Source organism: Enhygromyxa salina (assembly GCF_000737335.2).
Classification (GTDB): Bacteria; Myxococcota_A; Polyangia; order Nannocystales; family Nannocystaceae; genus Plesiocystis; species Plesiocystis salina_C.
The window spans coordinates 1-25,782 of record NZ_JMCC02000046.1; the positions used below are offsets into that span (position 1 = coordinate 1).

The 25,782-nt window shown below is 68.6% G+C and carries 22 protein-coding genes; 4 read left to right on the forward strand and 18 right to left on the reverse strand.

What is annotated here, in order from left to right; translation table 11 throughout:
• Positions 1 to 263 precede the first annotated feature (263 nt).
• From DB30_RS18440 to DB30_RS18515, 16 genes are all read right to left on the reverse strand, one after another.
• A complete protein-coding gene (locus DB30_RS18440) occupies positions 264 to 1,484 on the reverse strand; it encodes an NAD(P)/FAD-dependent oxidoreductase (protein WP_146659503.1) in 1,221 nt (406 codons plus the stop codon).
• 11 nt (positions 1,485 to 1,495) lie between these two features.
• Positions 1,496 to 2,716 (reverse strand): hypothetical protein, encoded by a 1,221-nt coding sequence (locus DB30_RS41535; RefSeq protein WP_052550743.1) that lies wholly within the window; start codon positions 2,714 to 2,716, stop codon positions 1,496 to 1,498.
• Between the two features lie 68 nt (positions 2,717 to 2,784).
• A complete protein-coding gene (locus DB30_RS18450; protein ID WP_240480265.1) occupies positions 2,785 to 4,044 on the reverse strand; it encodes a beta-ketoacyl-ACP synthase in 1,260 nt (419 codons plus the stop codon).
• Entirely contained in the window at positions 4,041 to 4,778 is a 738-nt protein-coding gene (gene fabG, locus DB30_RS18455) for a 3-oxoacyl-ACP reductase FabG (protein WP_052550744.1), read from the reverse strand. Before fabG ends, DB30_RS18450 begins: the two co-directional genes overlap by 4 nt.
• Positions 4,775 to 5,278 (reverse strand): hotdog family protein, encoded by a 504-nt coding sequence (locus tag DB30_RS18460; RefSeq protein WP_052550746.1) that lies wholly within the window; start codon positions 5,276 to 5,278, stop codon positions 4,775 to 4,777. The genes fabG and DB30_RS18460 overlap by 4 nt, the downstream gene beginning before the upstream one ends.
• Before the next feature lie 10 nt (positions 5,279 to 5,288).
• A complete protein-coding gene (locus DB30_RS18465) occupies positions 5,289 to 6,275 on the reverse strand; it encodes a beta-ketoacyl synthase chain length factor (RefSeq protein WP_052550748.1) in 987 nt (328 codons plus the stop codon).
• Positions 6,272 to 7,471, reverse strand: coding sequence for a beta-ketoacyl-ACP synthase (locus DB30_RS18470; protein ID WP_052550750.1), 1,200 nt, complete (start codon positions 7,469 to 7,471; stop codon positions 6,272 to 6,274). The genes DB30_RS18465 and DB30_RS18470 overlap by 4 nt, the downstream gene beginning before the upstream one ends.
• Positions 7,472 to 7,683: 212 nt before the next feature.
• Complete coding sequence (locus DB30_RS18475) at positions 7,684 to 8,028, reverse strand: response regulator (RefSeq protein ID WP_052550752.1); 345 nt, start codon at positions 8,026 to 8,028, stop codon at positions 7,684 to 7,686.
• A 7-nt stretch (positions 8,029 to 8,035) separates the two neighbouring features.
• Positions 8,036 to 8,827, reverse strand: a complete 792-nt coding sequence (locus DB30_RS18480; RefSeq protein ID WP_052550753.1) for a sensor histidine kinase — start codon at positions 8,825 to 8,827, stop codon at positions 8,036 to 8,038.
• Between the two features lie 135 nt (positions 8,828 to 8,962).
• Positions 8,963 to 9,688, reverse strand: a complete 726-nt coding sequence (locus tag DB30_RS18485; RefSeq protein WP_146659507.1) for a DUF3261 domain-containing protein — start codon at positions 9,686 to 9,688, stop codon at positions 8,963 to 8,965.
• The gene (locus tag DB30_RS18490) at positions 9,685 to 12,114 is read right to left on the reverse strand and encodes an MMPL family transporter (protein WP_052550757.1); all 2,430 of its coding nucleotides are present in this window, start codon (positions 12,112 to 12,114) and stop codon (positions 9,685 to 9,687) included. The genes DB30_RS18485 and DB30_RS18490 overlap by 4 nt, the downstream gene beginning before the upstream one ends.
• On the reverse strand, positions 12,111 to 12,830 hold the full coding sequence (locus tag DB30_RS18495; RefSeq protein WP_052550759.1) for a glycosyltransferase family 2 protein: 720 nt from the start codon (positions 12,828 to 12,830) through the stop codon (positions 12,111 to 12,113). Before DB30_RS18495 ends, DB30_RS18490 begins: the two co-directional genes overlap by 4 nt.
• Position 12,831: 1 nt before the next feature.
• Positions 12,832 to 14,781 carry an AMP-binding protein gene (locus DB30_RS18500; RefSeq protein WP_052550761.1) on the reverse strand — a complete coding sequence of 650 codons (1,950 nt, stop codon included), beginning with the start codon at positions 14,779 to 14,781 and terminating at the stop codon, positions 12,832 to 12,834.
• Positions 14,782 to 14,803: 22 nt separating this feature from the next.
• A complete protein-coding gene (locus DB30_RS18505) occupies positions 14,804 to 15,088 on the reverse strand; it encodes an acyl carrier protein (protein WP_052550763.1) in 285 nt (94 codons plus the stop codon).
• Positions 15,085 to 15,381, reverse strand: coding sequence for a phosphopantetheine-binding protein (locus DB30_RS18510; protein WP_052550764.1), 297 nt, complete (start codon positions 15,379 to 15,381; stop codon positions 15,085 to 15,087). The genes DB30_RS18505 and DB30_RS18510 overlap by 4 nt, the downstream gene beginning before the upstream one ends.
• A gap of 696 nt (positions 15,382 to 16,077) precedes the next feature.
• A complete protein-coding gene (locus DB30_RS18515) occupies positions 16,078 to 16,533 on the reverse strand; it encodes a DUF6918 family protein (RefSeq protein ID WP_052550766.1) in 456 nt (151 codons plus the stop codon).
• 74 nt (positions 16,534 to 16,607) lie between these two features.
• Here DB30_RS18515 and DB30_RS18520 point away from each other — a divergent pair, with 74 nt between their 5' ends.
• From DB30_RS18520 to DB30_RS18535, 4 genes are all read left to right on the forward strand, one after another.
• The gene (locus DB30_RS18520) at positions 16,608 to 19,037 is read left to right on the forward strand and encodes a S9 family peptidase (RefSeq protein ID WP_052550769.1); all 2,430 of its coding nucleotides are present in this window, start codon (positions 16,608 to 16,610) and stop codon (positions 19,035 to 19,037) included.
• Between the two features lie 125 nt (positions 19,038 to 19,162).
• Positions 19,163 to 21,208, forward strand: a complete 2,046-nt coding sequence (locus DB30_RS18525) for an ATP-dependent helicase (RefSeq protein ID WP_052550770.1) — start codon at positions 19,163 to 19,165, stop codon at positions 21,206 to 21,208.
• A 111-nt stretch (positions 21,209 to 21,319) separates the two neighbouring features.
• Positions 21,320 to 22,309 carry an ammonia-dependent NAD(+) synthetase gene (locus DB30_RS18530; protein WP_052550772.1) on the forward strand — a complete coding sequence of 330 codons (990 nt, stop codon included), beginning with the start codon at positions 21,320 to 21,322 and terminating at the stop codon, positions 22,307 to 22,309.
• Between the two features lie 76 nt (positions 22,310 to 22,385).
• The gene (locus tag DB30_RS18535; RefSeq protein WP_052550773.1) at positions 22,386 to 22,769 is read left to right on the forward strand and encodes a hypothetical protein; all 384 of its coding nucleotides are present in this window, start codon (positions 22,386 to 22,388) and stop codon (positions 22,767 to 22,769) included.
• A 28-nt stretch (positions 22,770 to 22,797) separates the two neighbouring features.
• Here DB30_RS18535 and DB30_RS18540 read toward each other — a convergent pair whose 3' ends face one another.
• Positions 22,798 to 24,102, reverse strand: coding sequence for a hemolysin family protein (locus DB30_RS18540; protein ID WP_052550775.1), 1,305 nt, complete (start codon positions 24,100 to 24,102; stop codon positions 22,798 to 22,800).
• Between the two features lie 184 nt (positions 24,103 to 24,286).
• Positions 24,287 to 25,135 carry an acetylglutamate kinase gene (gene argB / locus DB30_RS18545; RefSeq protein WP_052550777.1) on the reverse strand — a complete coding sequence of 283 codons (849 nt, stop codon included), beginning with the start codon at positions 25,133 to 25,135 and terminating at the stop codon, positions 24,287 to 24,289.
• Between the last annotated feature and the right edge of the window lie 647 nt (positions 25,136 to 25,782).

The window sequence follows — 25,782 nt, forward strand, 5'->3', positions numbered from 1 at the left end:
AACACGTGAGTGGAGCGATACCCGGTGGCTGTAGGTACCCAGACAAGAGCCCCCTCCTAGGGGGCCACACATGCGGTAGCGAACAGCCAGCCCATTGGGAGCGAGCGAAGCGAGTGACCGCGAGGTGCGAAACCGCCTGTGGGGGTAAAGAAAGAAGCCCCCTCCTAGGGGGCCACACATACGGTCGCGTACAGCCAGCCCATTGGGAGCGAGCGAAGCGAGTGACCGCGAGGTGCGAAACCGCCTGTGGGGGTAATAAACAATCACTGCCGTCGGGCACGCATCAGCATGTTCTGGAACGGGTTGTCATCCCGCCACACGTCAGCGGCCAGCACCGAGATCACACCACTGCGCAAGTTGTGGCTGTGGTCGTGCTCGGCCAGCAGCACGTTGTCGATCAACCGGGTGTGATAGTAGCGATGGATGAAGCGCTCGAACGCTTCGTAGGCCGGCCGCATGTGCTCGGAGAGCGGCTGCATCAGCGCGGCGTCGTGCTCCCGGCCCTCGTGCAGCGCCGGCGCGAGCAGCTCGGCGAGCTTCTCGGCGCCGGCGAAAGCCAGCGCGACCCCAGACGAGAACACCGGATCCAAGAAGCACGCCGCGTCGCCAATGCAGGCATAGCGCGGGCCGTATGGCGCGGTGTTGCGATACGAAAAATTTCCGATGACGCGGACCGGCCCCAGCTTGGCCCCCGCGGTGAGGCGGGTGAGCAGCGGCGAGTCGGCGACCGCCTGATCGAGCACCGCAGGCTCGGCCTTGCCCTTGGTCTTGACGATCCCCACGCTCAGATCGCCCGAGGGCAGCGGGATCCCCCACATCCACCCGTCGTCCACGATGAAGATCAGGATGTCGCCGCGCTCGCGCAGCTCGGCGTTGATCTCGGGCGCGAGGCCCGCGTACGCACGAAACACGGCGGCGCGGCCAAATTCGCGGTACGGCTCGACGGTCTTGCCCCGCCGCGCGAGCATGGCCTGCTGGCCGGTCGCGTCGATCAGGTAGCGACCTCGCAGCTCGTGGCGTGCGACTTCGTTGCGGGCGTCATCGAGCTCGCGCACGCAGACCTCGACGCCGCTGGCGTCGCCCAGCTCGACGTCGACGACCTCGTGGAGCTCGCGGATCTCGGCCCCCGCCTTGGCCGCGGCCTTCAGCAGCGCATGATCAAAGGTGGCCCGCTCGACGTGGTGGGCGTGGTCGGGCGTCCCCGGCAGGCCTTCGTCGAACGAAAAGCACGAGCGACGACCCGCGCGCTCGTCGATGAACACGGCCCCGCGCTTGCGCACGCAGCCGAGCGCGTCGAGGCTGACCCCGAGCCGGTCGAGCACCGCGAGCTCGGTTGGCAACAGCGACTCTCCAATGTGAAACCGAGGGAAACGCTCGCGCTCCAACACCACGACCGAAGCGCCCGCCTGAGCCAGGAGATTGGAGACGCACGAGCCTGCCGGCCCGCCGCCAACGACGATCACATCGTACGAAGATCGACTCATGCGGAGCCCTTTTACTTGGCGACCTTGTAGATCGAGCCAGTCTCGGTGACGAAGTAGATCGCGGCGGGATCGAAGGTAATCCCCCACGGATCCTCGACCTGGGCGAGGATCTCGGGCGGGCCATCGCAGCCTGCGAGCGGGCACCGACCCACCGTGCCGACGCCATCTTGTTGAGAGGTCCAATACAGGTGGGAGCTGTCGGCCACGATCTTGCGGATCCCGGTGACGTTGGCGAACACCTGTGGATCCGCGCCGCCGATCCCGTTGGGCAGCGGGGCCTGAACGATGCCGACCGACTCGCCCCAAAACAGCTTCGAGCCGCCGACAGCGAACCCAATCGCCTCGGGGCGATTGAGCGCGAGCTCGACCATGTTGCCGCCCCCGACCGCGCGCTTGCGAACGTGGTAGTCCTCGACCGCGAGGCGCGCGACCCAGTACACGTAGTCCCCGTCGGTCGCTAGATCGCGCGGGTTTTGCCCGGCCAAGAACACCGTGCTGTTGCCGCCTGGCCACGCCGCGCTGACCAGGTCGGCACCCTGGTTCCAGTACAGCCGGCTGTTGGTCGCGTCGTAGGTCATGGTGAACATGTTCATGCCCGGCATGAAGGTCTGAACCCCGCCCGCGCAGTCCGGCACGGTGCAGCCACGCACGCCCGGTTGCACCCAGTCGTTGCCCCACACGACCGCGTCGCCAGTGAACGCCGACTCGTAGCACCACTCCTTGTCGGTGAGCATCGGTCCGGCCGGCGCCAAGACGACGTCGTCGCTGCCGTCCTTGCCGATCCGGCCGACCGCGACGCCGTCGCCACCGTAGTAGACGTGGGTCTGATCGACGAGGGCCATGAACAGCCGCCCCTTGCCGGACGCGAGCTCGACGGGCGCGCAGGTGCCAGCGTCGCAGGTGCCGCCCAGGCAGTCGTGGCCGCACGCGCCGCAGTGCTCGGGATCTTCGCCAAGGACCACACACTCACCGCTGCAGTCGGTCTCCTCTGGGGTGCAGCTCGGGCCGGGATCTCCGTCGCCGTCGCCGGGATCACCGTCGCCATCTCCGGGATCTCCGTCGCCATCCCCCGGATCGCCGTCGCCATCGCCGGGATCGCCGTCGCCGTCACCAGGATCGCCGTCACCGTCGCCAGCGGTCTCGCCGAATCCCTTGTCCAGGCTGTCTTGAAAACACGCGGGGACCAACAGCGCACAGGGAAGCAAAGCGCAGAGCAAGCGAGTCGTCGTCATGATGTCGCGAACGGTAACACGGGGCGCGCGCGATCAACACGGTCCGCGGGTGAGTACCGGCCCTGCGCTCAGTCCCGCAGCCGACGAAACACGAGCGCGGTGTTGATCCCCCCAAACGCGAAGTTGGTGTTGAGCACCACGTTCAGTTGGGCTTGGCGGGCGGACCCACGCACGTAGTCGAGCGCCGCGCAGCGCTCGTCAACCTGGTCGAGGTTGCGGTTGGCGGCGATGAACCCGTCGCGCATCATCAGCAGCGAGAACACGCTCTCGAGCGCCCCACAAGCGCCAAGCGTGTGGCCGGTGTAGCTCTTTTGCGTCGACACCGGGACCTTGGATCCGAGCACGTGGGCGGTGGCCTTGGACTCCGCGATGTCGCCGAGCTCGGTCGCGGTCCCGTGGGCGTTGACGTAGTCGACCTCGTCCGGCTCGACGCCCGCTGCAGCGAGGCCCAGCGACATGCACCGGGCCATGCCCTCCCACGAGGGCTTGGTCAGGTGGATGCCATCGCAGGTGGTCGCGTAGCCGGTGATCTCGGCGTGGATCGTGGCCCCGCGCGCGCGGGCGAGATCGTAGCGCTCGAGCACCAAGGTCCCCGCGCCCTCGCCGATCACCACGCCGTCGCGCTGGGCATCGAAGGGCCGCGGCGTGTGACCGGGCGCGTCGTTGAATTTGCTCGAGGCCGCGAACATCACGTCGAAGATGCCGGCCGGGATGAAGTGCGCCTCTTCGGCCCCACCGACGATCATGATCTGCGCGTGGCCCTCGCGGATGTACTCGTAGCCGGTGCCGATCGCCTGGCTCGCGCTGGTGCAGGCCGAGCAAGTTGGCTGCACGCGGCCGCGGATGCCAAAGAACTCCGCGAGGTTGGCCGCGCAGGTGTGGCTCATGAACTTGAGGAACTGGCTGCCCGCGATCCCCTGCAGGCTGTCGGTGCGGAACACCTCGCGGCAGTAGGCTTCGGTCTCGGCCGAAGATCCGTGGGTCGAGCCATAGGCCAGACCGACGCTGCCGTCGCCGAGCCGCTCACGATCCAGCCCGGCGTGGGCGATCGCTCGCTCGCTCGCGTACGCAGACAGCAACGCGACGCGCCCCATGGTTCGAACCTTGCGGCGCGGGTACTGCTTGGCCGTCACGCCCTCGACCAGGCCCGCGACGCCGGTGTTCATCTTGAAGCGCGCCGGCCACTCGGGGACCGCGACGATCCCACCGCGCCCGAGCGCGAGCGCCTCACTGACAACGTCGAGCTCGTTGCCGATCGGCGAGCACAACCCCATCCCCGTGACCACGACGCGATGTCGATCCGGCGGGGCCGCACCGCCGCCGCTCACGTCAGGCCCCCGTCGATCGTGATCACCTGCCCGGTCACGTAGGCCGCGTCGTCGCTGGCCAGAAACCGGACCAGCTTGGCGACCTCGAGGGCGGTGCCCATCCGGCGCATGGGGATCATCTTGACCATCTCGGCGGCCGGCGCGTGGGCGGCCATCTCGGTCTCGATTAACCCGGGCGCCACCGCGTTGACGGTGATCTTGCGCTTGGCCAGCTCGCGGGCGAGGGCCTTGGTCGCGCCAATGATCCCGGCCTTGGCCGCGGAGTAGTTGACCTGCCCCCGGTTGCCGACCAAGCCCGAGATCGAGCTGATATTGATGATCCGACCGTGGCGCCGGCGGACCATCGGCATCACCAGGGGGCGCGTGACGTTGTAAAAGCCGTCCAGGGTGGGGCGCAGGACAGCGTCCCACGCCTCGCGCTCGAGCGCCGGAAACGCGGCGTCGGCCGTCACGCCAGCGTTGTTGACCAGCACCGAGACCGGCCGCTCGGACGCGATCACCTCGGCGATCGCAGCGGCGGCGGCGTCAGCATCGGCGACGTCGAAGGGCAGCAGCTCCGCGACCCCGCCAGCGGCGAGGATCCGCCCGCGCACCTGCTCGGCGGCCGCGTGATTGCTGCGGTAGTTGAGCAAGACACCGAGCCCGGCTTGCGCGAGCTGCTCGGCGATCGCGGCCCCGATCCCTCGGCTGGCCCCGGTGACAAGCGCCCAGTTCATGCTGTCGGTCACGGTCATCGAGCTCCCAGGTCAGGGGCGAGCATCACGTTGACGAGCGCCGCAGCCACCCGCTGGCCGTCGCGCTGGACCTCACAGTCGTAGCAGGCCAGGCCGGAGTCGGGATCGCTGAAGCTCTGCACTACGTGGATCTCCAGGGTGTCCCCGACCGCGAGCGTCTGCGTGCCAAGCTCGAGCTCGCGGGTCCCCAACAACAGACCGGGGGACCGCTCACCGCGACGGCGGCCCGGGCTGGGTGGAGTGTTCCGCGCGTGCATGCCCTCGGCCGCCGCGATCGCTTGGGCCATGTACTCGAGCAAGATCGTGGCGGGCACGTGCCCGGCGACCACGAAGGCTCCGCCCGGGCGAACGCGAGCGCGGACCAGCGCCCGCGTGGGCGAGTACTCGACGAGCTCGTCGATCAGGAGCATCGGTGGCTCGTGCGGCAGCAGCTCGCCGACTGGCGGTCGCTCCTGCTCCTGCTCCTGCTCCGCTGGTAGTTCCGTGGTGCTCGCCGCCATGCTCACAACCTCAGCCGCTGTGCTCGCGCGAGTGAAGCGTGACCGTCCACGCGGACTCGACCCCAGGATCGTCGCCCGCCATGAGCGCGAGCGGCTGGCTCGCCGCCGACCCATCTCCGTCACGCGCGCTGGCGATCTGGCGCAGCAGGTCGACCAGCGGGCCGATCATGGTTGGCAGACCGATCCCCCCGACCCCGGCCGCGTCTCCCACCTTGCGCTCCGCAGGTACGTCGCCGTTGGTCAGGCGCAGCTCGAGGTTCAGGCCCTGCGACGGCTGTGACGGCTGCGACGGATCGGCCGACAGCAACAGCGCCACGGCGAAGGTTGGATCCGCGTCGGCGCGCTCGAACGGGGCCGGCAGCAGCTCTTCAGCGAACATCAGCACGACGTCACCGCCGACCTCCGCGAGCCCGGCGAGCGCCTCGAGCAGGCCGACATCGAGGTTGTGAGGACCGCCCGCGATCGCGGTGGCCTCACGGTGGTTGCCGCTGGCGATCGACATGTAGCCGGTCGCCGTGTTGTGAACCGAGTTGTGAAATTTTGTGGGCGAGACCGGCCCGCCTGGCTCTGCGAGCTGCTCGAGCAGCTCCACGGTGGTCTCGATCTCGCCAAAGCTCGAGACCAGCACGAAGCGCACCCGGTCGAGCGACGCCCCGCCTTGCTCGATCGCGGCCTCGAGCGCGGTCACGGCCGCCCGGGTCAGCGTGCTGGTTCGACGGCGCAGCCGCGAGTGCAGGAGCTTGGCCGGCGGCCGCGGATCGGCATCGGCATCGGCATCGGCATCGGCATCGCGCTCGCGCTCGCTCGTCACGCCCAGCTGATCCGGCGCGCCAGCAGCCACCCACGCGTCAAAGTTGGCGTAGGCAGGCGTCCACATCCCGACCCCGCGCAACCGGGCGCGCAGCTCGACGCTGCCCTCGCGCGGGACCAGGGTGACCGTGGCGCTGCGACCCGCGCCACGTGGACCGCTCAGCGGATCGGTGAGGCTCGCGCTCATTCGCTGGCCCCCAATAGCACGCTGACGTTGGACCCGCCGAACGCCAACGAGTTGCTCAACACCCGGCGGGTGGCCCGCGCGCGCCGCTCGAGCTCGACGTCGAGGCCAAGCGTGGGATCCAGGGGCCCCGCGCCCACGCTCGCTGGCAGCTCGCCGCGCTCGATCGTGGCCGCGACGAACACCGCCTCGGTCGCCCCGGCTGCCCCAAGCATGTGCCCCGTGTAGCCCTTGGTTGCGACCACGCTCAGACCCGAGCGATCCGCCGGCTGCTCGCCGAACAGCTGGCGGATCGCCAGGCTCTCGGTCTCGTCGTTCTTGGTCGTGCCGGTGCCGTGGACGTTGATCTGATCGACCTCTTCCGCGGCCACGCCCGCGCCCTGCAGGGCCCGCTCCATCGCCACCCGCGCGCCAAGCCCCTCTGGGTGCGGCGCCGTCATGTGGTGGGCGTCCGAGCTCTCGCCGACTCCAAGCAGCTCGACGCCGGTTCCCTCGACCCCGGGACCGCGGCGCTCGAGCAGCATGAGCGCCGCCCCCTCGCCAATATTGATGCCCCGGCGCTCGCTCGAGAACGGCCGACAGGGATCGGGCGACAGCACCTCGAGGCTCGCAAACCCGCGCACGGTCAGCTTGCACAGACTGTCGACCCCGCCAACGACCACCGCGTCGACGATCCCCGCGGCCAGCAGGCGCCGCGCCGACGCGAACACCTTTCCGCTCGACGAGCAGGCCGTGGACACCACGTAGCCGGGACCGCGCAGGCCCGTCAGCCGCCGGATGATCTCGACTGTGGCGTACAGCGCGTGCTGCCGCTCGAGCGTGAAGCCCTCGGGGAGCCGGCCATGATCTCGATGGTGCGCCCAGGCCCGCTCGCTCTCGGCGATGCCGGCGGTGCTGGTGCCCACGATCAACCCCACGCGCCCAGCCCCCCAGCGTCGCTTGGCCCGCTCGATCGCGGGGATCAGCGGAGTGGTGACCAGCGCACAGATCCGGGCTTGGCGAGACTCGTAGGCGCGCAGCGAAGCGTCTAGCGCCGGCAGTTCACCCGGGACCGCGCCGACCCACGTCGGCACGCCAAGGGATGGATCCGCGAGCGTCAGGCCGCGGCGGCCAGCGAACAGTCCATCGAGGACCTCCGCGGTTGTCTGGCCCAGGCCGTTGCAAGCCGAGTACGCGGTGATGGGGATGCCTGGGGGCATGGATCGACGCGCGAAAATAGCAGCGGGGTTGTAGGTTGAACAGCGCGGGGCTGGTCAGGCTGGATCAACCAAGATCGCAAGCCTCACGCGTGGGAGCGTGGGACCGCGTGAGTTGCCGCGCATTCACCCCAAAACGCCAGAGTGGATGCACGCTGTGATCCGGGACAACTCACTGTCGACAGCTTGGATGAGCCGCCATTGCCAAGACGCGATCAGGCGCCCTGCATCACCGCGAGCAACTCGGCGCGCCTGAACGGCTTGGCCAAGAACGCGGCGGGCGAAAATTCGCGCACGTCGGGCGCGTCGCCATGACCGCTGATCAGCACGACGCGCACACCACTGCCGTGCGCGCGGACCCGACGCACGAGGTTGATGCCATCGAGACCCGGCATGCGGATGTCGGTGATCAACATCCCCCAGGAGTCGGGCTCGGCCATGAACAGCTCCCAAGCCTCCAGCCCGTCGCCGGCGATCGTGGGGTCGTGGCCGTGGTGATCGAGCATCCACGCCAAGGACTTGGCGATCCCGATTTCATCATCGACGACGAGGACCTTCATGGCTGGCTTAGTGGGCGAGAGCGACATCCGAGATCGAGCGCGAGCTTGGCAAGCTCAGTCGCACGCACGCACCCTCGCCAATTTTACTGCTGGCCTCGAGGCTGCCGCCGTGGCGACGCGTGATCCCGCGCGTGATCGAGAGACCCAAGCCGGTGTCCTGGCCACGCGGCTTGGTGGTGAAGAAAGGATCGAAGATTCGCGTGAGGTGCTCCGCGGCGATGCCGGGACCGTTGTCGAGGATCTCTACGCAGACCTGGTCCTGCTGCGCGAAGGTCCGCACCGCGATCCGAGCCTGCGCGCGCCCATCGACGGCGTCCGCTGCGTTCAGGACCACATTGATGATCGCCTGCACGAGCTCGGACGGGCAACAGTTGATCGACCCCAGCCCCTCGCTCAACTCGGTCTGCACGCAGATGCCCGCTGCCGCCAACGGGTTGTGGAGCTCGGCCAGCGCGTAGCCGACGACTTCGTTGAGATCGGCGGGCTGCAACGCACGCGCCTCGGGGTTGTCGAACGCGAGCAGCCGCCCCGCGAAGCCTGCGCTGCGCTGGATCTGTCCCTCGATCGCGTCGATGCAGCGCTCCGCGGTCTCCCGGTCGTCGTTGAACAGCGCGTCCCGAAGATCATCGACCGCGAACGCGATGATCTGAAGTGGGCGACTGATCTCGTGGCCGACCTCTGCTGCTAGCTGCCCCAGCGAAGCGCGCGGGCCTGCGCCGTCTCCAACCCCGAGGACCCCAACGGCAGGGAGACCGTCACGGCCACCTTCGGACCGGGGTTGTGTGATCGGAGAACTCATGCAGTACCGCGCACAAACCAGCTGCTCCAGCGAGGCCCAGGCTCGGAGCCAGGAGACAGCCAGAAATCAGCTTTCTAGACTGCACGACCGCTACCGGTCGGACAAACGCAAAAAAGACGCCGGTACCCGCTGCGCTCAGAGCATGCGCCAGTCGATGGTCTCGATCTCGAGCCGATAGCCAAACCAGCCGTTGTCCAGCACCACCTGCTTGGCCGGCTGACCGCTTTGATGTCCGCCCACGTAGTCGACCCGAATCACGCCAGCGGGCGCACCGTCGAGCCGCTCGAAGCTGCGCCTCACCAGGCCGTTGGCGGTCCACTGCTCGCTGATCCGCTCGCCAGCCACCTCGGTCGTGGGCGCTTCGTCCGACGGCGGGCCCGCGCCCCAGGGTAGCCTTGCTTGCCACAACCAGGCCCGGTGGATGTCTTGCAGCATGTACTCCGGGGGAAAGGGCAGCTCGCGATCGATCAGCAGCTCGAACGCGACCTCGGTCCCGGTCTGGGTCAGCACGAACGCCTTGGTCCCGAACGGGGTCAGCCCGAGCACGGTCAGCGTGCCGTCGCGCAGCTGCAGGACCGCCTCGAACGCGAACTCGCGCTCGCCAAAGGTGCCCTCGAGCTTCTGTCGGGCGAGGAAGTCTGGCCCCATCTCTTGGGTGGGGATCAGCTCGCCGGGGTAGCCGGGGCCGAGGTCCGCGCCGCTCGAGGCGCCGCCCCCCGCCACACCCGAACCCGACGAAGACGCGCTGTGCGGACCCTGCCCGGCGGGGTTGCGGTGGCAGGCGAGCGACATCGCTGCGACGCCGATCCATGCGCTCACCGTGATCCTGCGGAGCCTGAGCCTGTCTCGTTGGGTGGTCATGACTGTTCTCCGCGCGGGTGAGGAGCGCCTGGCGGACCCCCAGCAAACAAGATCAGAGCCGTCGGCGCCAGCACCAAGCTCGCGAACACCCCGATCCCCGTGGTCAGACCGATCGCCTGCATCGCCGGGTTGCTCGACATCGCGAGCAGGCCGAACGCCAACACGGTTGACACGCAGCACGCCAACAGGCTCGAGACCGTCGCCGCGACCTCGGCCGGGCGGTCCCGCGACTCGGCCAAGAACACCCCGTAGTCGACGCCCATGCTCAGCACCAAGAGCAGCGAGACGATGTGCATCAGGTTCAACGCGTAGCCGGCCAGCACCAGCACCGCCACGGTGGTCCCCGCCGCCAGCAGCGCGGGCACGAAGGCCGCGATCGCGGGCCCAAGCCGACGGTAGCGCGCGAAGATCAGCACGAACACGGCCAGCAGCCCAACCCCAACCAGCTGCATGGTCGAGACCCGGTGGCTCGCGTAGATCTCGGCCATCAGCGCGCGCTGATCGAACAGGTGGACGTCGTCGAGGTCAGCCACGCGCGCGCGCAGGGCCTCGGGATCGTCCACGCCGCGGACCAGGCTCAAGATCCCAACTTGGCCGTCGAGATCGACCCGCATCGAGCTGGCCGCCTGGCCGAGCGTGGACGCGGCCAGCGTGGGGTAGTCCAGCGGCGCGGGCCCGTCGGCGGATCCCTCGCGGGCCAGCGTCAGCGCCTCGATGAAGGGCGCGAACACCCCAGCACGAAACCCGTTGGCCACGAACGCCGCGTCGAGGCGCTCGGCGAACGCCGCAGGCTCGCCGTAGGCCGCGAGGTTGCGCTGCTGAAGCTGCGTGGACCACAGCAGCTCGTGCAGCGATTGGAACGCCTCGAGCTCGCCCGCCTCGCGGGCCGCGAGCAGCCGGGCGTGGACCTCGTCGTTCTTGCGCAGCGCCTGCTCTTCATCGTCGCCGATCGCCACGATCATCCGGCCCGCGTCCATCCGCGACACCAAGGCGCGTACCGCTTCGTCCTCGCTGAGCAGATCGGCCTGGGTCTGGGTCAGGGCCGAGACATCATCGACAAATTCGAGCCGCGGCAGCGCGATCGCCAGCAACGACAACGCCGCGAGCGGCAGCACCAGCAGCACCCGACGCCGGGCTTGCATCGCCACGACCAAGCGCCCCGCGAGCTCGGCGAGCTGGCGCTGCAGCGCGACCGGCTTGGGCTTGTCGGCCATCAGCGGCGGCAGCAGGTACAAGGTGGAAAGCAGCGCGCCCAGCACCCCGACCGCCGCGAACACTGCGATCTCGCGGACCCCCGGAAACGACGCCCAGCCCAGCCCGACAAAGCCCGCGACCGTCGTCAACGCACCCAACACCAGGCCGGGGCGAATCCGCTTCATCGACCCGACCGCCCCATCGGGCGCCGGATCGAGCACGTGGTGGTTGAACAGGTGGACCGGATAGTCGATGCACACGCCGATCAACGAGGCACCGAACGCCAGCGTCAGCCCGTGGATGCGGCCGAACACCAGCAAGCTCACCGTTGTCGCCGTCAGCACCCCCGCGGCCAGCGGCACCAGCGAGAGCAACACCAAGCGCGGGCCCCGGAACAGCAGCAAGAACAGCGCGATCACGCCCAGCGTGGAGATCACCGAGATCCGCGTGATGTCGCCGCGGATCTGCGCCTCGGCCCGCAGGGCGAACCGACCGACGCCGCTCTGGCGCAGGCTCAGTCCGAGCTCGCCGCCGTCGCCGGCCTGGTTTAGCTCTGCGAAGCGGGCGTCGATCACCGCTTGCAGCGGCCCCTGGTGCTCGGCCCGAAACGGCGAGTGGACCGACGCGAACAACAGCACCGCCCCACCCTCTCGCGTGACGAAGTGGCCATCGACGAGCTCGAGCGAGCCCGCCCGCGCCTCGGCCAGGCGCTCGAGGGTGGCCGGGTAGCGCAGCAAGGGATCCTGCGGCGCGATCTGTTTGATCAGCGCCGCCGTTGGCAAGCGCAGCTGTCGTTGCAGCTCTTGGGCCGACGCCTCGAGACCGGCCGGCGCCAGCGCCTGGGCCAGCGCCTGCTCGCTGCCAGCCGTGAAGTACATGCGCCGCGGAAAATAGAGATCGTGGACGGCGTCGCTCTGATCCTCGGTCCAGCCCACGCGCACCCAGGCGACCTCTTCGAGCTCGCGCAGCGTGTCCGCGAGCTCGTCGACCGCCGCGATCGCGGCTTGGGTGTCGCCCGCGTCGCTGTCGACCACCAAGATCGTCGTCTTGGTCAGCTCCGACTCCGCGAGCTGGCGGCTGAGCTTGGCCAGCCGGGCGTCGTCACCGGCCGCGAGGAAGTGGGTGATCTCCGACGTCACCTCGAGCTTCTGCCAGACGAACAGACCCATCAGCGCGAGCAACAGCGCGCCGATCCCCACGGGCAGCCAACGTGCGCGCGCGTCTGCGTTCATCGGCGCCTCAGCAAGCGCAGCCAGCTCGACACCACCAGCTTGCTGTGCATCCAAGAGATCCGTGCGTTGTCCCGAACCAAGTGAAAGTGAGACACACCCTGCGCGTCGTAGCGGACCTTGGTTGGCAGGTTGAGCACGGGCAGTCCGGCCCACACCAGGCGCACCGCGACCTCGATGTCAAAGTCCATGCGCTGGCCACAGCGCGGCGCGACCTCGCAGGCCGCCGCGACCGGGTAGACCCGAAACCCGCACATCGGATCTTCGATGACCCGGCCGTAGGTCTCGATGTTGGTCCAGAACCGGGTGATCTGCCGGCCGATCAACCGGCCCTTGGGCGCGGTCTCGTCGTAGATCGGGGCGCCGAGCACCAGCGCGCTTGGATCCTCGCGCGCCGCCGCGACAAACGCTGGGATGTCGTCGAGCGCGTGCTGCCCGTCGGCGTCGACCTGCAGCGCGTGGGTGTAGCCGTGCGCGCGCGCGAGCTCGAACCCAGTCGTGACGGCGGCCCCCTTTCCGCCGTTGCGCTCACGGTGGTGAACGTGGGCCAGCCCGTCCGCCCCGATCGCCTGAACCGCCGCGCGCCCTGGCCCGGCGCTCCCGTCATCGACGACGATCACGGGCAGGTAGGCGCCAACCCGCTCGACCACGTCACGGACGGTGTCGGGGTTGTCGTAGGTGGGGATCAACGCGCAAGGCGAGAACGCCGGATGCTGCATCTCACTCCTGTGGCGCGGGCGTGGCCGAGAAGCTCAGGCTGCCCACGCTGACCCGCTCGTCCGCGCACACGAACGAAAACTCGACGCGATCGGGGGCCCGACGATCGAGGATCAACCGCAGGTGCTCACCCGGACCCAGCGGACGCAAGAACTTGAGGCGACGAACCCAGCGCAGCGCGCCGAGCTCTGGCCAGCGCGCGAGCGCCTGGGCCCGCGCGAGCTCGAGTTGGACGACGCCCGGCACGATCGGGGCGCCGCGAAAATGCCCGCGCAAGCTGTAGAGATCCCGCGGCACGTAGACCTCGAACGCGGCCCGGGTCGGGTCGCTCGCTTCGGCGCTGGGCGCCGAACGACAGTCGAGCTCGAGCACCCGCGGCTTCGGCTGCTCGATCTCCGCGAGGATCGCCCGCCGCGTCAGCTTGCCGTTGGGCTCGCGCGGGAGCGCGTCGACCAAGCGCATCCGGCGGGGGATCACGACTGGATCGAGCCACCGTCGCAGCTCCGCGCGCAGGTGTTCGGGCGACAGCCCCGGCCCGACGACCAGCGCGACCGGCTCGTGCCCGCGGGCGCCACCGACCTCGATGACCGCCACGGCGGCGTCCTCGACGCCCGCGATCTCCAGCAGCCGCCGCTCGATCTCGGCGATCGCCACTCGCTTGGCCCCGATCTTGACGACCCCATCGACGCGGCCGAGGTGGCGGAACTGGTGGCGAAGCTGGTGCCGAGCGCTGCCGGGGCGTGTGTGCTCTTGGGTGGCAAACTCGATCCGATCCGCGGTTGGCCACGGCCGCGGTCCATCGGGCGGCAAGAACGGCGAGTCGACCAGGAGGCGGCCCTCGACCGCGCTGATCTGCACGTGCGGCAGCGGAGTCCAGTGCGCGGCCGCGTCGCGCTCGCTGACCGCTTGCCCCCCCTCTTCAACCTCCCCGCCGCCGCTCGCGGTGGTGAGCGCGGGCTCGCTGACCCGCCACGCGATCCCGCCGGTCTCTGTTGAGCCCAGGACCTCCGTGACCGCGAGGTCAAACCGCGCGCGCAGCATCTTTGCGGTCTCGGGCGGCAGCGGTGCGCCCGAAGAAAACACCCGGGAGAGCGCCGGCAGCTGGCCAGGATCCAAGATCCGCAGGGCCCGAAGGTGGGCCGGTACGCTGACGAGCACGTTGGCGTGGGTCGCCATCAAGGTCGCGCGCACGACCACCGCGTGCAGCGGTGTCTCCCGCGAGAACGCGCCGCCGCTGACCAGCGGGACCAGCACCGAGAACAGCAGCCCGTAGATGTGATGCGAGGGCACCGTCGCGACCACGCGCGCACGCTCACCGTCGGAGCCGACCGCCAGGCCAAAGTGCTCGGCCAAGGTCAGCGCCTCGGCGAACAGCTGACCGGCCGTCTTGGAGTGGCGCTGGTGCTCCCCGGTGCTCCCCGAGGTCCACACCGTGACCAGCTTGCGCAGCGCGGGCAACGGCGCGAGCGCGAGCGGCTCGGCAGGCGTCGCGCGGATCTCTTCGGCGAGCAGCGGGCGCAGATCCAAGCCGCTCATCTCGTCGGTGTCGTGGATCACCAGCGAGATCGAACGATCATCCGCGACCGCGCGCAGCAGCTCGGGCTGGGCGTTGGGCGGGAGCGCGACCCGATGCCCACGCTGCCACGCTGCCAGCAACGCGACCGCAAAGTGGTAGCGGTCGCTGGCCACACACAGGATCTCGCGGGGATCGTCGGGGGCACACTCGGGCAGCACCGCGACCACGCGCGCGATGTCGCTGCGCAGCCGCTCGGCCGTTCGCTCCGCACCCGACCTAGCCTCCAAACCAAACGCGACGAGCGACTCGGGCTCGTGATGGGCCAGGATCGGCGAGAGCGTGGGACTACGGGCCAAGCTCGGCGCCACGATCGGCGCGAGGCCAGCGACGGTCAACGACCTGTTGGCGAGGCCCACTGCAGGGTAGCGATCAGTCATTCAGGGATTCCGGCGATCGATATCAACTCGTGGCGGACGCGTCCGGCACCCCTGGGGACCGCCCACCTGCCAGCTGGGCGGCCAGCAGCGCGGCGATGTCCCCGACGGTCCGAACCCCTCGCATCGCGTCTTCCTCGATGCGCTGCCCCGTGAACTGCTGCAGCTTCGCGACCAGATCCATCGCGTCGATGCTGTCGAGATCGAGCTCGTCGAACACCGTCGACTCCGCGTGAACCTGCTCCGCGTCGAGCTCGAACAGCTCGGCGATCGTCTGGCGCAGGTACGCGAGGATCTGCTCGGGCGTCATTCGGGCTTGGCCTCGTGGGTGCTGATGAAGGCCGCCAAGCTGCGCACGCTCCCGTAGACCTCGCGATTTTGGCTGTCGTCGGATCCGGTCTTGACCCCGAAGCGACGGTGCACGGCCATCGCTAGCTCGAGGATGTCGATCGAGTCGAGCCCGAGCCCGTCGCCGACCAACGGCTCATCGCTGTCGATGTCTTCAGGGGCTGTGTCCTCGAGCTTCAAGGCGTCGACGATCAACTGCTTGAGCTCGCGCTCGAGCTTGGTCTGTGAGGCGCTGGCGGCCGCTTCTCCGGGCATGACTGCCGCAGATGGTAGCTGTTTTTTTAGACCCCCACATGCACCTCGGACTTCGCGGGCTACTTTAGACCCCCACATGCACCTTAGACTTCGCAGGTCACTCGCTTCGCTCGCTCCCGACGGGCCGTTTGTTCGCTGCCGCATGTGTGGCCCCCTAGAAGGGGGCTGTTTTTAGACCCCCACATGCACCTTGGACTGCGCAGGTCACTCGCTTCGCTCGCTCCCGACGGGCCGTTTGTTCGCTGCCGCATGTGTGGCCCCCTAAAGGGGGCTCCGCGCAGCTGGAGAAACTCACAGTTTTTTATTCAAATCCACGCACACATTCTCCACGTCGTCGCACAGCAGTCCTCCAACGTACGTGAGAGCCGGTTCTAGGAGCCACACACGTGGTCTGCGAAGTCGAACATGTATGTGGAGCCCTAGGAGCCCGTGGTGCAACGCCTCACGCCGCCTCGCTTGGTCTTTCCGCCGAGCTCTTCGTCGCCGAAACTTCCAGTACGCCCGGTACAGGTGCGTTTCGGCTCCTCAATCTCGACGAAAATCCCGGCGCGAGGCGACGCGATGCATTGCACCACGGACTCCTAGAGCCCCCTTCTAGGGGGCCACACATGCGGCAGCGAACAAACGGCCCGTCGGGAGCGAGCGAAGCGAGTGACCTGCGAAGTCTAAGGTGCATGTGGGGGTCTAAAGTAGGGTCTAAAGCAGGTGATCTCGGATGGTGCTGGCCAGGCCGGGGAGCGCGGCTTCGACGTTGTCGCGCGCGTTTGGGCGCAGCTTCTCGTAGGCGCGGCGCACCGAGGGGCGGGCGTCGCCGATCTTGCGATCCGTCACGCCGAGCAGGGCCTCGGCTGCCTGTGTGCGCTCGGTGGAGACGTGGCGCACGAACGCGTCGGCGGCGGCGGCCTCGCCTGCCTCCGCGGCGCTCTGGTCGTAGAAGGGCTGGAGCGAATCGGCGAACTCGGGCAGCAGCTTGGTCACCACGTCGCGGATGAAGCCTGGCTTGACCCGGGTGACGACCGCAAACCCCGCCTTGACCGCCGCGCCGCCGAAGCCTCGCTTGGCCCCGACCTCGCGCTCGATCAGCGCGCAGCAGTCCTCGATCACGCGGGGCTTGACCTCGGGACGCATGAGCCGCTCGGACAGGCTGGTCATCGCAGGCGCTGTACCTGCGCGCGCCGCCGCCTGCAAGCTGGACGGCCAGCACCGCGGTTGCGACCATCCTCGCCATGCTTGGCCGCCGACTCCTGCCCGTGCTCGCCGTCACGCTGGCGCTGGCCTGCAGCTGCGACGCGCAGCGCCCACCCGCTGATCCCGCGGGCGAGCGGGCGAGCGGGGACACGGCCGCACCCGAGCTCACGCCACCGCCCGCAGATAGCTCCACCACCATGGCCGCCAGCAGCCCGATCACCCTCGAGGACATCGCTACCTATCCGCACCCTGGCACCGCGTCCCCAGGCTCGCTGCGCTTCTCACCCGACGGTCGGTGGCTGACGTGGCTCGACAGCGCCGACGACAGCCTCAGCCGCGAGCTGTTCGCCCTCGAGCTCGCGGACGCGGCGACGGGCGATCTGCGCCGCGTGATCGAGCCGCCCGATGGTGGTGTGAGCGAAGACAAGCTCTCGCCCGAAGAGAAGCTCGCCCGCGAGCGCATGCGCGTGCGAGCGCTCGGCGTCACGCACTACGCGTGGGCGCGCCACGCCAACCGCCTGCTCGTCCCCATGACCGGCGAGATCTGGGTGCAAGACGGCGTCGACGCGCCGCTGCGCAAGCTCGTGGGCAAGTCCGAGGCCGATCCGCGCCCGGCCCTCAACCCTGGCTTGTCGCCCAACGGCGAGCAGGTCGCGTTCGTCCGCGGAAACGAGCTGTGGGTCGTCCCCGCCGACGGCAGCGCGCCACCCAAGCAGGTGACCTCGGGGATCGAAGCGGGCAAGACCCGCGGGCTCGCCGAGTACATCGCCGCCGAAGAGATGGGCCGCCACGCCGGCTACTGGTGGGCGCCCGACGGCGGCTCGATCGCGTTCGTCGAGGTCGACGAGACCCACATCCCGGCCTACCGGATCGTCCACCAAGGCAAAGACCAAGTCGGCGACGTCGCCCAAGAAGATCACGGCTACCCCTTCGCTGGCACCGACAACGCGCGGGTGCGACTCGGGGTCGTTGCCAGCAAGGGCGGGCCGGTCCGCTGGCTCGATCTGGATCAAGCCGACTGGGCCGAGCGCGGCGGCGCGTGGACCCGCGACGCCGGCCAAGACTTCTACTTGGCCCGGGTCGACTGGACCCCGGCTGGCTCGCTGTGCGTGCAGGTCCAAGATCGCCGCCAGCAGGAGCTACGCCTGCTGTGCTACGCGGGGGCCAAGGGTCCGGCCACGACCGTGTTGAGTGAGCGCTCCGACGTGTGGATCAACCTCCACGACATGTTCGAGCCGCTCGAGCTCGACGAGGCCACCGCGGCCGCGCACCCCGAGCAGGTCGGCGCGTTCATCTGGGCCTCGGAGCGCTCGGGCTTTCGTCACCTCTATCTGTATGCCGCCGACGGCCGCGAGCTCGCGCAGTTGACCTCCGGCGAGTGGATGGTCGAGGGCATCAGCGAGATCGACGAGGCCAACCAAAAGCTGTGGTTCTCGGCGACCAAGGACGACCCGCGCGAGCGCCACTACTTCGAGGTCGGCCTCAACGGTCAGGGCCTGCGCAAGCTGACCGAGGCGCCGGGCATGCACGGGCTCGTGATCGATCCCGAGCACCGCTACTACGTCGACGTGCACTCGAGCGAGGCCGCCCCGCCCACCGTCACGCTCCACCAGCTCGCCGACGGCGAGCTGCTGCGAACCTTGCACCCAGCCACCCCCGCCGACACCGACGCCCGCGTCGCCAAGCTCGAGCTCGAGCCGCCGCGCTTCGTCGAGCTCGGCGCAGCCGACGGCCAGACCACGCTCTACGGCGCGATCTACCAGCCCGATCCAAGCGTGCACGGGCCCGGCCCCTACCCCACCGTCGTCAGCGTCTATGGCGGCCCGCACGCTCAGCGGGTCAACCGCTCGTGGGGCATGACCGTCGATCTGCGCGCCCAGTACCTGCGCGACCACGGCTACTTGGTGTTCAAGCTCGACAACCGCGGCTCGTCTCGCCGCGGCCTCGCGTTCGAGGGCGCCCTGCGTCACGACATGGGCAACGTCGAGATCCAAGACCAGGTCGCAGGCGTGGAGTGGCTGGTCGCCCAAGACTTGTGCGATCCCAAGCGGGTGGCGATCTACGGGTGGAGCTACGGCGGCTACATGGCCGCCATGGCCCTGGCCCGCGCGCCGCAGACTTTCCAAGTTGGCATCGCCGGCGCCCCCGTCACCCACTGGGACGGCTACGACACCCACTACACCGAGCGCTACATGGGCCTGCCGCAAGAGAACGCCGAGGGCTACGCGCGCTCGAGCGTGATGGCCCACGTCGCCGATCTCAGCGGGAGCCTGCTGCTGGTCCACGGCCTGATCGACGAGAACGTTCACTTTCGTCACACCGCCCGCCTGATCAACGCCATGATCGCCGCCGGCAAGCGCTACGAGCTCCAGCTCTACCCCGACGAGCGCCACATGCCGCGCAAGCTCGAAGACCGCGTGTACATGGAGCGGCGCATCTTCGATTTCCTGACCACCCACCTCGAGTAAAAAGCGCAGCGTTCCCCACTCGGCCCGGACCTTGGGCGCGAGCGCAGCGAGTGTGTCGTAGCGCGCGGAGGCGAAGCCGAGCACGGTGCGAGTCCGGGCTGACTGGGGTATAGAAAGCCTGCAGCGTGAAGTACGTCCTCAAGAGCGCTTCGCCGCCGAAGCCGAAGTTCGACCTCGCCGCGGAGCTCAACCCGCAGCAGCGCGCGGTCGTCGAGGCTGATCCGGGCAAGATCCTCGTGCTCGCGGGGGCCGGGACCGGCAAGACCCGCACGCTCACCTACCGGGTCGCGCGGCTGATCGCGGGCGGCTGCCCGGCCGAGCGGATCATGCTGGTGACCTTCACCAACCGCGCCGCCCGCGAGATGGTCAGCCGCGTCGAAGAGCTGCTTGGGCTCGACATGCGCCGCAGCGCGGCGGGGACCTTTCACCACGTCGGCAATCGGATCTTGCGGCGGCACGGCGAGGCGCTCGGGCTTGGCAGCGACTTTGGGATCCTCGATCCCGAGGACGCCCGCGATCTGATGACCTCCGTCATCCACGATCTCGGGATGCCGGTGCTGACCACCAAGCGGTTCCCCAACGCCAAGATCCTGACCAAGATCGCCTCACAGGCGACCGGCATGCTCGGCACCGTGGGCCAGGTCGTCGAGCGCCGCTACCTGAAGTTCCTCGACCTGCTCGATCCGATCGAGCGTGTCGTCCAACAATTCCACGAGCGCAAGCGTCGGCTCAACTGCGTCGACTTCGACGATCTGCTGGCCGCGTGGCTCGAGCTGCTGCGCGACCCCAAGCACCGCGAGGTCGCCGAGCGCCTGCGCAGCAGCTGGACCCACCTGCTCGTCGACGAGTACCAAGACATCAACGCGCTGCAGGGCGCGCTGATCGACGAGATGGCCGCGGTCCACGGCAGCCTGACCTGCGTCGGCGATGACGCCCAATCCATCTACTCGTTCCGCGGGGCCGACTTCGCCCAGATCCACGACTTTCGCGTGCGCCACCGCGACGCGACCGTGCTGCCGCTGACGATCAACTATCGCTCGACCCCCGAGATCCTCGCCCTCGCCAACCGCTCGATCGCGGTCAACCGGCTGCAGCATCCCAAGCAGCTGCAGGCGGTGCGGGCGCAGGGCATGTTGCCAGCGCTGATCCCCCTGCGCGACACCATGCAGCAAGCCGAGCTCGTCGCCCAGCGCGTGCTCGAGCTGCACCACGAGCAGAACCTGCCGCTGCGCAAGATGGCGGCGCTGTACCGCAACCACGCCCACTCGCTCGAGCTGCAGGTCGAGCTGACCCGACGCGGGATCCCCTTCGCCGTGCGCTCGGGCATGCGCTTCTTCGAGCAGGCCCACATCAAGGACGTCGTCGCGTACCTGCGCGCCCGCGAGAACCCCCGCGACGCCCTCGCGTGGCTGCGGTTGCTGCGGCTGTGGCCGGGCGTTGGCAACCGCACCGCCGAGCGTGTGTCGGGCATGCTCTCGGGCGAGCTCGACGAGCACGGCGAGCGGCGCGAGCACCCCACCTTGCCGACCGCGAGCGTGCCCGAGCTGCTCGCGCGTGAGGCCGAGCATGCCCGCGGTCGGGCCAAGGACGCGCTGACCAAGCTCGGCCAGCTGTTCGAGCAGCTGCTCGACGGCCCCGGCCGGACCCCCGGCGCCGCGATCCGGCTGGTCGTGAGCGATCACTACCGCGACTACGCCGACCGCACCTTCACCAACGCCGACGCCCGCAAAGAGGACCTCGACAACCTCGCCAGCTTCGCCGAGCGCTGGCCCGACGCCAGCGACTTCTTGAGCGAGCTCGCGCTGATCCAAGGCATGGCTGCCGAGAACGTCGTCGTCGGTGACGAGCCAGACGACAAGCTGGTGCTGTCCACGATCCATCAGGCCAAGGGCCTCGAGTGGCCGATCGTGTTCGTGCTGTGGCTGGCCGAGGGCCGCTTCCCGACCGCGCAGTCGCTGCGCACGGCGACCGAGCTCGAAGAGGAGCGGCGGCTGTTCTATGTTGCGACCACCCGCGCGGCCGACGAGCTGTACCTGCTGTATCCCACGATCGAGGAGGGGCGCGACGGTCCCAGCAAGATCATGCGTCCGAGCCGGTTCGTCGCCGAGCTCGAGCACGCGCCCGCCGTGCTCGAGCGCTGGGACATCGAAGAAGTCCCGCGCGACAGCTGAGCGCCAGCGCGCCGCGTTCGCCAGTCCGAGCGGGTATCATGCGGAGCCCGCCGCGCCCGTGGGCACAGCCGCCAAGGCGCCCAACCCGATCGACCAGCAAGCGAGATCACCATGCCCGTCCTGAATCCAAAGGCGCTCATCGAAGAGCGCGTGACCGCCATCCGCCGCTTCCACGAACGCGCAGGCACCGACCGCGCCGAGCTCGATCTCAGCGGCGGCGTCGACTCGGCCGTGATGCTTGGGTTGCTCGCGCGCGCGCTCGGGCCCGACAAGGTCGTCACCGTCTACTCCTCGATCCACTCGTCGACCGGCTCGCGCGACCGGGCCCGCGAGGTCGCCCGCGCGTTCGCGGTGCCGCTGGTCGAGCTGGATCTGAGCAAGATCTTCGACGAGCTGATCAGTGACATGCGCGCCGCGTTGGTCGCCGCCGGCCACGACGCCGACGCGCTCGACGCCCGCATCCAGCAGGACCCCACGATCCTCGGCTCGATCCGCTCGTGCATCCGCGCCCCGATCGGGCGCGGCTTCAACCGTCTGACCGGCGGCGGCCTTCGCCACGGCACCGGCAACGAGTGCGAAGATCGCTGGCTGCGCTTCTACCAAAAGGGCGGCGACGGCGAGGTCGACAGCAACCCCGTGGCGATGCTCGCCAAGGGCGAGATCTACCAGCTCGCCCGCGCCCTCGAGGTCCCGCGCTCGATCATCGAGGCCACGCCATCTCCGGATCTGCACGGAGTCGGCGACGCCCACAACGACGAGGCCGAGCTGCGTGCGATCAGCGGCGTCGACTGGACCTACAGCCGGATCGACTGGGACACCGGCGCGTACAACCGGGTCGGTACGATCGAGATCCTCTCGCGCTTCGTGGATCAGCACCCCGAGCTGTTCCGCGCGGACGAGCTGCCCACCACGCAGCTGGTCGCCCTGGCCCAACGCGCCGCGCCAAGCTTCTCCCGGACCCCCGACGAGGCCCTCACCTTCCTCGCCTCCGCCCGCAAGCTCGAGCGGGTCACCCGGCACAAGGCCAACCCAAATTGTCCGGCGCTTGGCAACCGCGACGACCTCCTCGCCGCTGGCATCTTGACCAACGAGCTGCCGTAGTCCCCCATCGGGGGTCCGACATGGCAACGCCCGAGACTTGGCGCCGCACCTGGGCCTGCTCGGGTAGAGTCATGCGATGAACCGATTCGGAACTTGGATCGCACAGGTGCCCCTGGCCGCGCTCGTGCTTGGACTCACGACACCAGCGCTGGCCGACGTCCCGCCCCGAGAGCGGCGCAAGACCACGGTAGAGCCTCACCGCCCGCCGCCGATGACTCCTCCCGCGGAGCCCCCGAGCGAGCCCGAAACCAAGACCGAGCCTGCGCCGGTCGAGGCCCAAGCCGCGCCTGCGCCGGTCGAGACCAAGACCGACCCCAAGACCGACGCGACCGCCAGCGAGAAGGCCGAGACCAAGTCCGGGAGCTGCTCGGTCGGTGAGGGTCCCGAGCATGGGGTGTTGGACCTCAGCCTGCTTGCGCTGCTGTTGTCCGGCGTGGCCCTGACTCGTCGCCGCGATTGAAGACCTTGAGCGCGCTGGGTCTGGGTCGCTAGTCCTCTTCGTCGTCGTCTTCGAGGTCGACCCGCTCGGCGCTGACGCGAATGATCCGGGTCGCGTCCGCGGCCAGGATCTTGAACCGGACGTTCTGCCAGACAAACACCGACCCCGTGATCGGCATCTGCCCCGCCAAGCGCGTGAGCAGGTCGCCAACGCTATCCACCCCGTCGATCTCCTCGAAGTCGGCGTTGAACGCCTGTTCGATCGTGTGCAGGCTGGCCTGCCCGTCGACGTACTTGACGCCGCTGTCGAGCGGGGCGAACAGCGGCGCGCGATCGGACTCGTCGAAGATCTGCCCAACGAGCTGCTCGATCACGTCCTCGAGGGTCACGACACCCACGGTGTCACCCGCGTCATCCACGACGATCGCCAAGTGCACGCGCTGCTCCTTGAAGCGCCGCAGCAGATCGTGGACCAGCAGGCTCTCGCTCACGAAGAACGGCGGGCGCAGCAGCTTCTCGAACACCTGGTACTTGCTGCTCTCGCTGCTGTGGACGTCGAGCTCGAGACCCACGATCTGCTTGATGTGAAGGATCCCCCGAATGCTGTCGAGATCCCCGTCGTACACGGGCAGCCGGCTGTGACCGGTCGAGTGGGCGACGCGCTTGATCTTCTCGACCTCCCAGTTGAGGTCGACGCCAACCACCCGATCGAGCGGGACCATGATGTCGCGGACGATCCGGTCTTCGAAGCGAAACACCTGCTGCAGGAGCTCGGCCTGCTCGGCGGGGATCGTGCCTTCACGCTCGGCGACCCGCACGAGGTAGCCCAGCTCACCCGAGGTCACCCGCGCCGCGCCCTCGTCCGAGTCTGACGCACGACCGATCACCAGCTTGGTGACCCACGCCAGCGGCCACACGACAGGGAAGGTCAGGCGGCTCAGGAAGTGCAGCAAGGTCAGCACCTGGACCGCGAGCCGGCGGCTGTAGAGCTTGCCGAGCGCCTTCGGCACGATCTCGCCAAACACCAGCAACAGCCCCGTCGTCACGACCACGGCGACCGGCACCGCCCACGCGGCCGCCGAGGTGCCCTCGAGGTGACGGATCGCCATCGCGGTCGCGGTCGCGCCCATCAAGGTGTTGGTGATGTTGTTGCCGAGCAGGATCGTGGACAGCACCCGCACGGGCTGATCGACCCACCAGCCCAGCACCTCGCCCTCGCGGCCGCCCTCTTCTTTGGCCCGCCGCGCCCGACGATCACCGTAGCTGGTGATCGCTGTCTCGCTGCCGGAGAAGAACATGCTGCCGACGAGACACAGCACGAACACGAGGATCGAGAGCTTGTCGGCGTCAGACATCGCGGGTCACCCACGCGCGACGCCTTCGGCCACGCAACCGTCTGAGCACCACACCACGGACCGTCTGCAGGAGCTCGCTGGCTGCCGCGGAGCAAACAGAACATGCCTCGCCGAGCGGCAGATGAAGGGGGTCTCCTGGCACTGGGCCAAACACTCTACCACGCCCTTCCTAGCTCTGGGCAGGTCAGGGGGTGAGTACGGTCCCGCGGCTGCCCGGCCGCCTGGCTTCCTCGCCCAGCGCTCCGGGCTCCGCCGCCAAAACATGCACGGCGCGCGCCCCCGCGAGCGCCGCGAGGGCCTCTTCGACCTTCGGGATCATCCCGCCGTTGATCGTACCGTTGGCGATCGCCGCTCGAGCCTCGGAGCTGCTCAGGCGCGGGATCCGGCTAGCCGGATCATGCCGATCTGCCAGGACCCCCGCCACGCTCGTGATCGAGAACAGGTGATCGGCTTTCAGCTCGCTCGCTAGCGCAGCGGCGACGGTGTCAGCGTTGATGTTGAACAGCTCACCACCGGCCGCCCCCACGCCGATCGCGTTGAGCACGGGGGTCAGTCCCGCAGACCAGCACGCGTGAATCATGCCCAGCTCGATGCTGGTGATGTCCCCGACCAAGCCATAGTCGATGATCCGACCCGCCTCGCTGGCGACGGCGACGGGCGGCCGCCGCTGGGCGTGAACGACCCCGGCCGAGATCCCGACCGCACGCAGACCGGCACCCCAGGCTGCGGCGACCACGGTGCAGCCGACCTCGCCTGCGATCGCCTGACAGGCCACACGCAGCGTCGCCGGGTCGGTCACGCGTTGGCCCGCGACCTTGTTGGGCTCGAGTCCAAGTCGCTGACTGAGCTCGTTCGTCTGGGGACCGCCGCCGTGGCACACGACGAAGCGCCAGCCATGGTCGACGAGCTGCGCGACTTCCTTCAGCACCGTCGAGAGCTCGTGCTTCGCAGCAACGACCTCGCCGCCAAATTTGAGGACGGCGATGATCTTGGCACCTGACACGACGCGGGTCTCTGGAGTCTGCTCGGGCATGAGTGCGCAGGACTTTACGCAGTAATTGCCGCCATCGGGCGAACTGTCGCGGTCTCCGAACCAACCGGATCTCTGCGCATCTGTGAGCATACGCTAGGCCCAGACCCGGCCAGAACCCATGAGAACATCGTACTCACATCGTTTGGAGAATCCAACACCATTCTACTGGGTAAAAGTGGGACACCTTCGAGGCACGCGGCATACGCTCAGCTCCCAACCGCGACATCGATGTCATCGTGCGCCGGGCACGTACGCCGGTTTGTCGGACATCCGCGTCATACCTAGGCCAAGAGAATTGGTCGTTCGATCGCCAAAACCAACATCAACCAAATATTATCAATGACTTACAGCGATGGCTCACAACGTGCACAAGGGGTCGGGCGTCTCGAAGGCACAGCATGACTTACTGACTTACTGTCCTGACTTCGCCTGACTTGACTTGAACTGACCTGACTTCGCCTGACTTGACCTGACTGCCCTGACTTACTTCGAACTTGGGCTGCTCTCTTCAACGACTTTTCTTGGCTTCTTAGCTCCTTACTTCTTAGCTCCTTGGCTTCCACTTACCGCTTCGACTTCGTGCTCGAGACACCTGCCTGACTCTTCGTTCCTTGTCTTTGCTTCGTTTCTGGCTTCCTTGTTTCTTC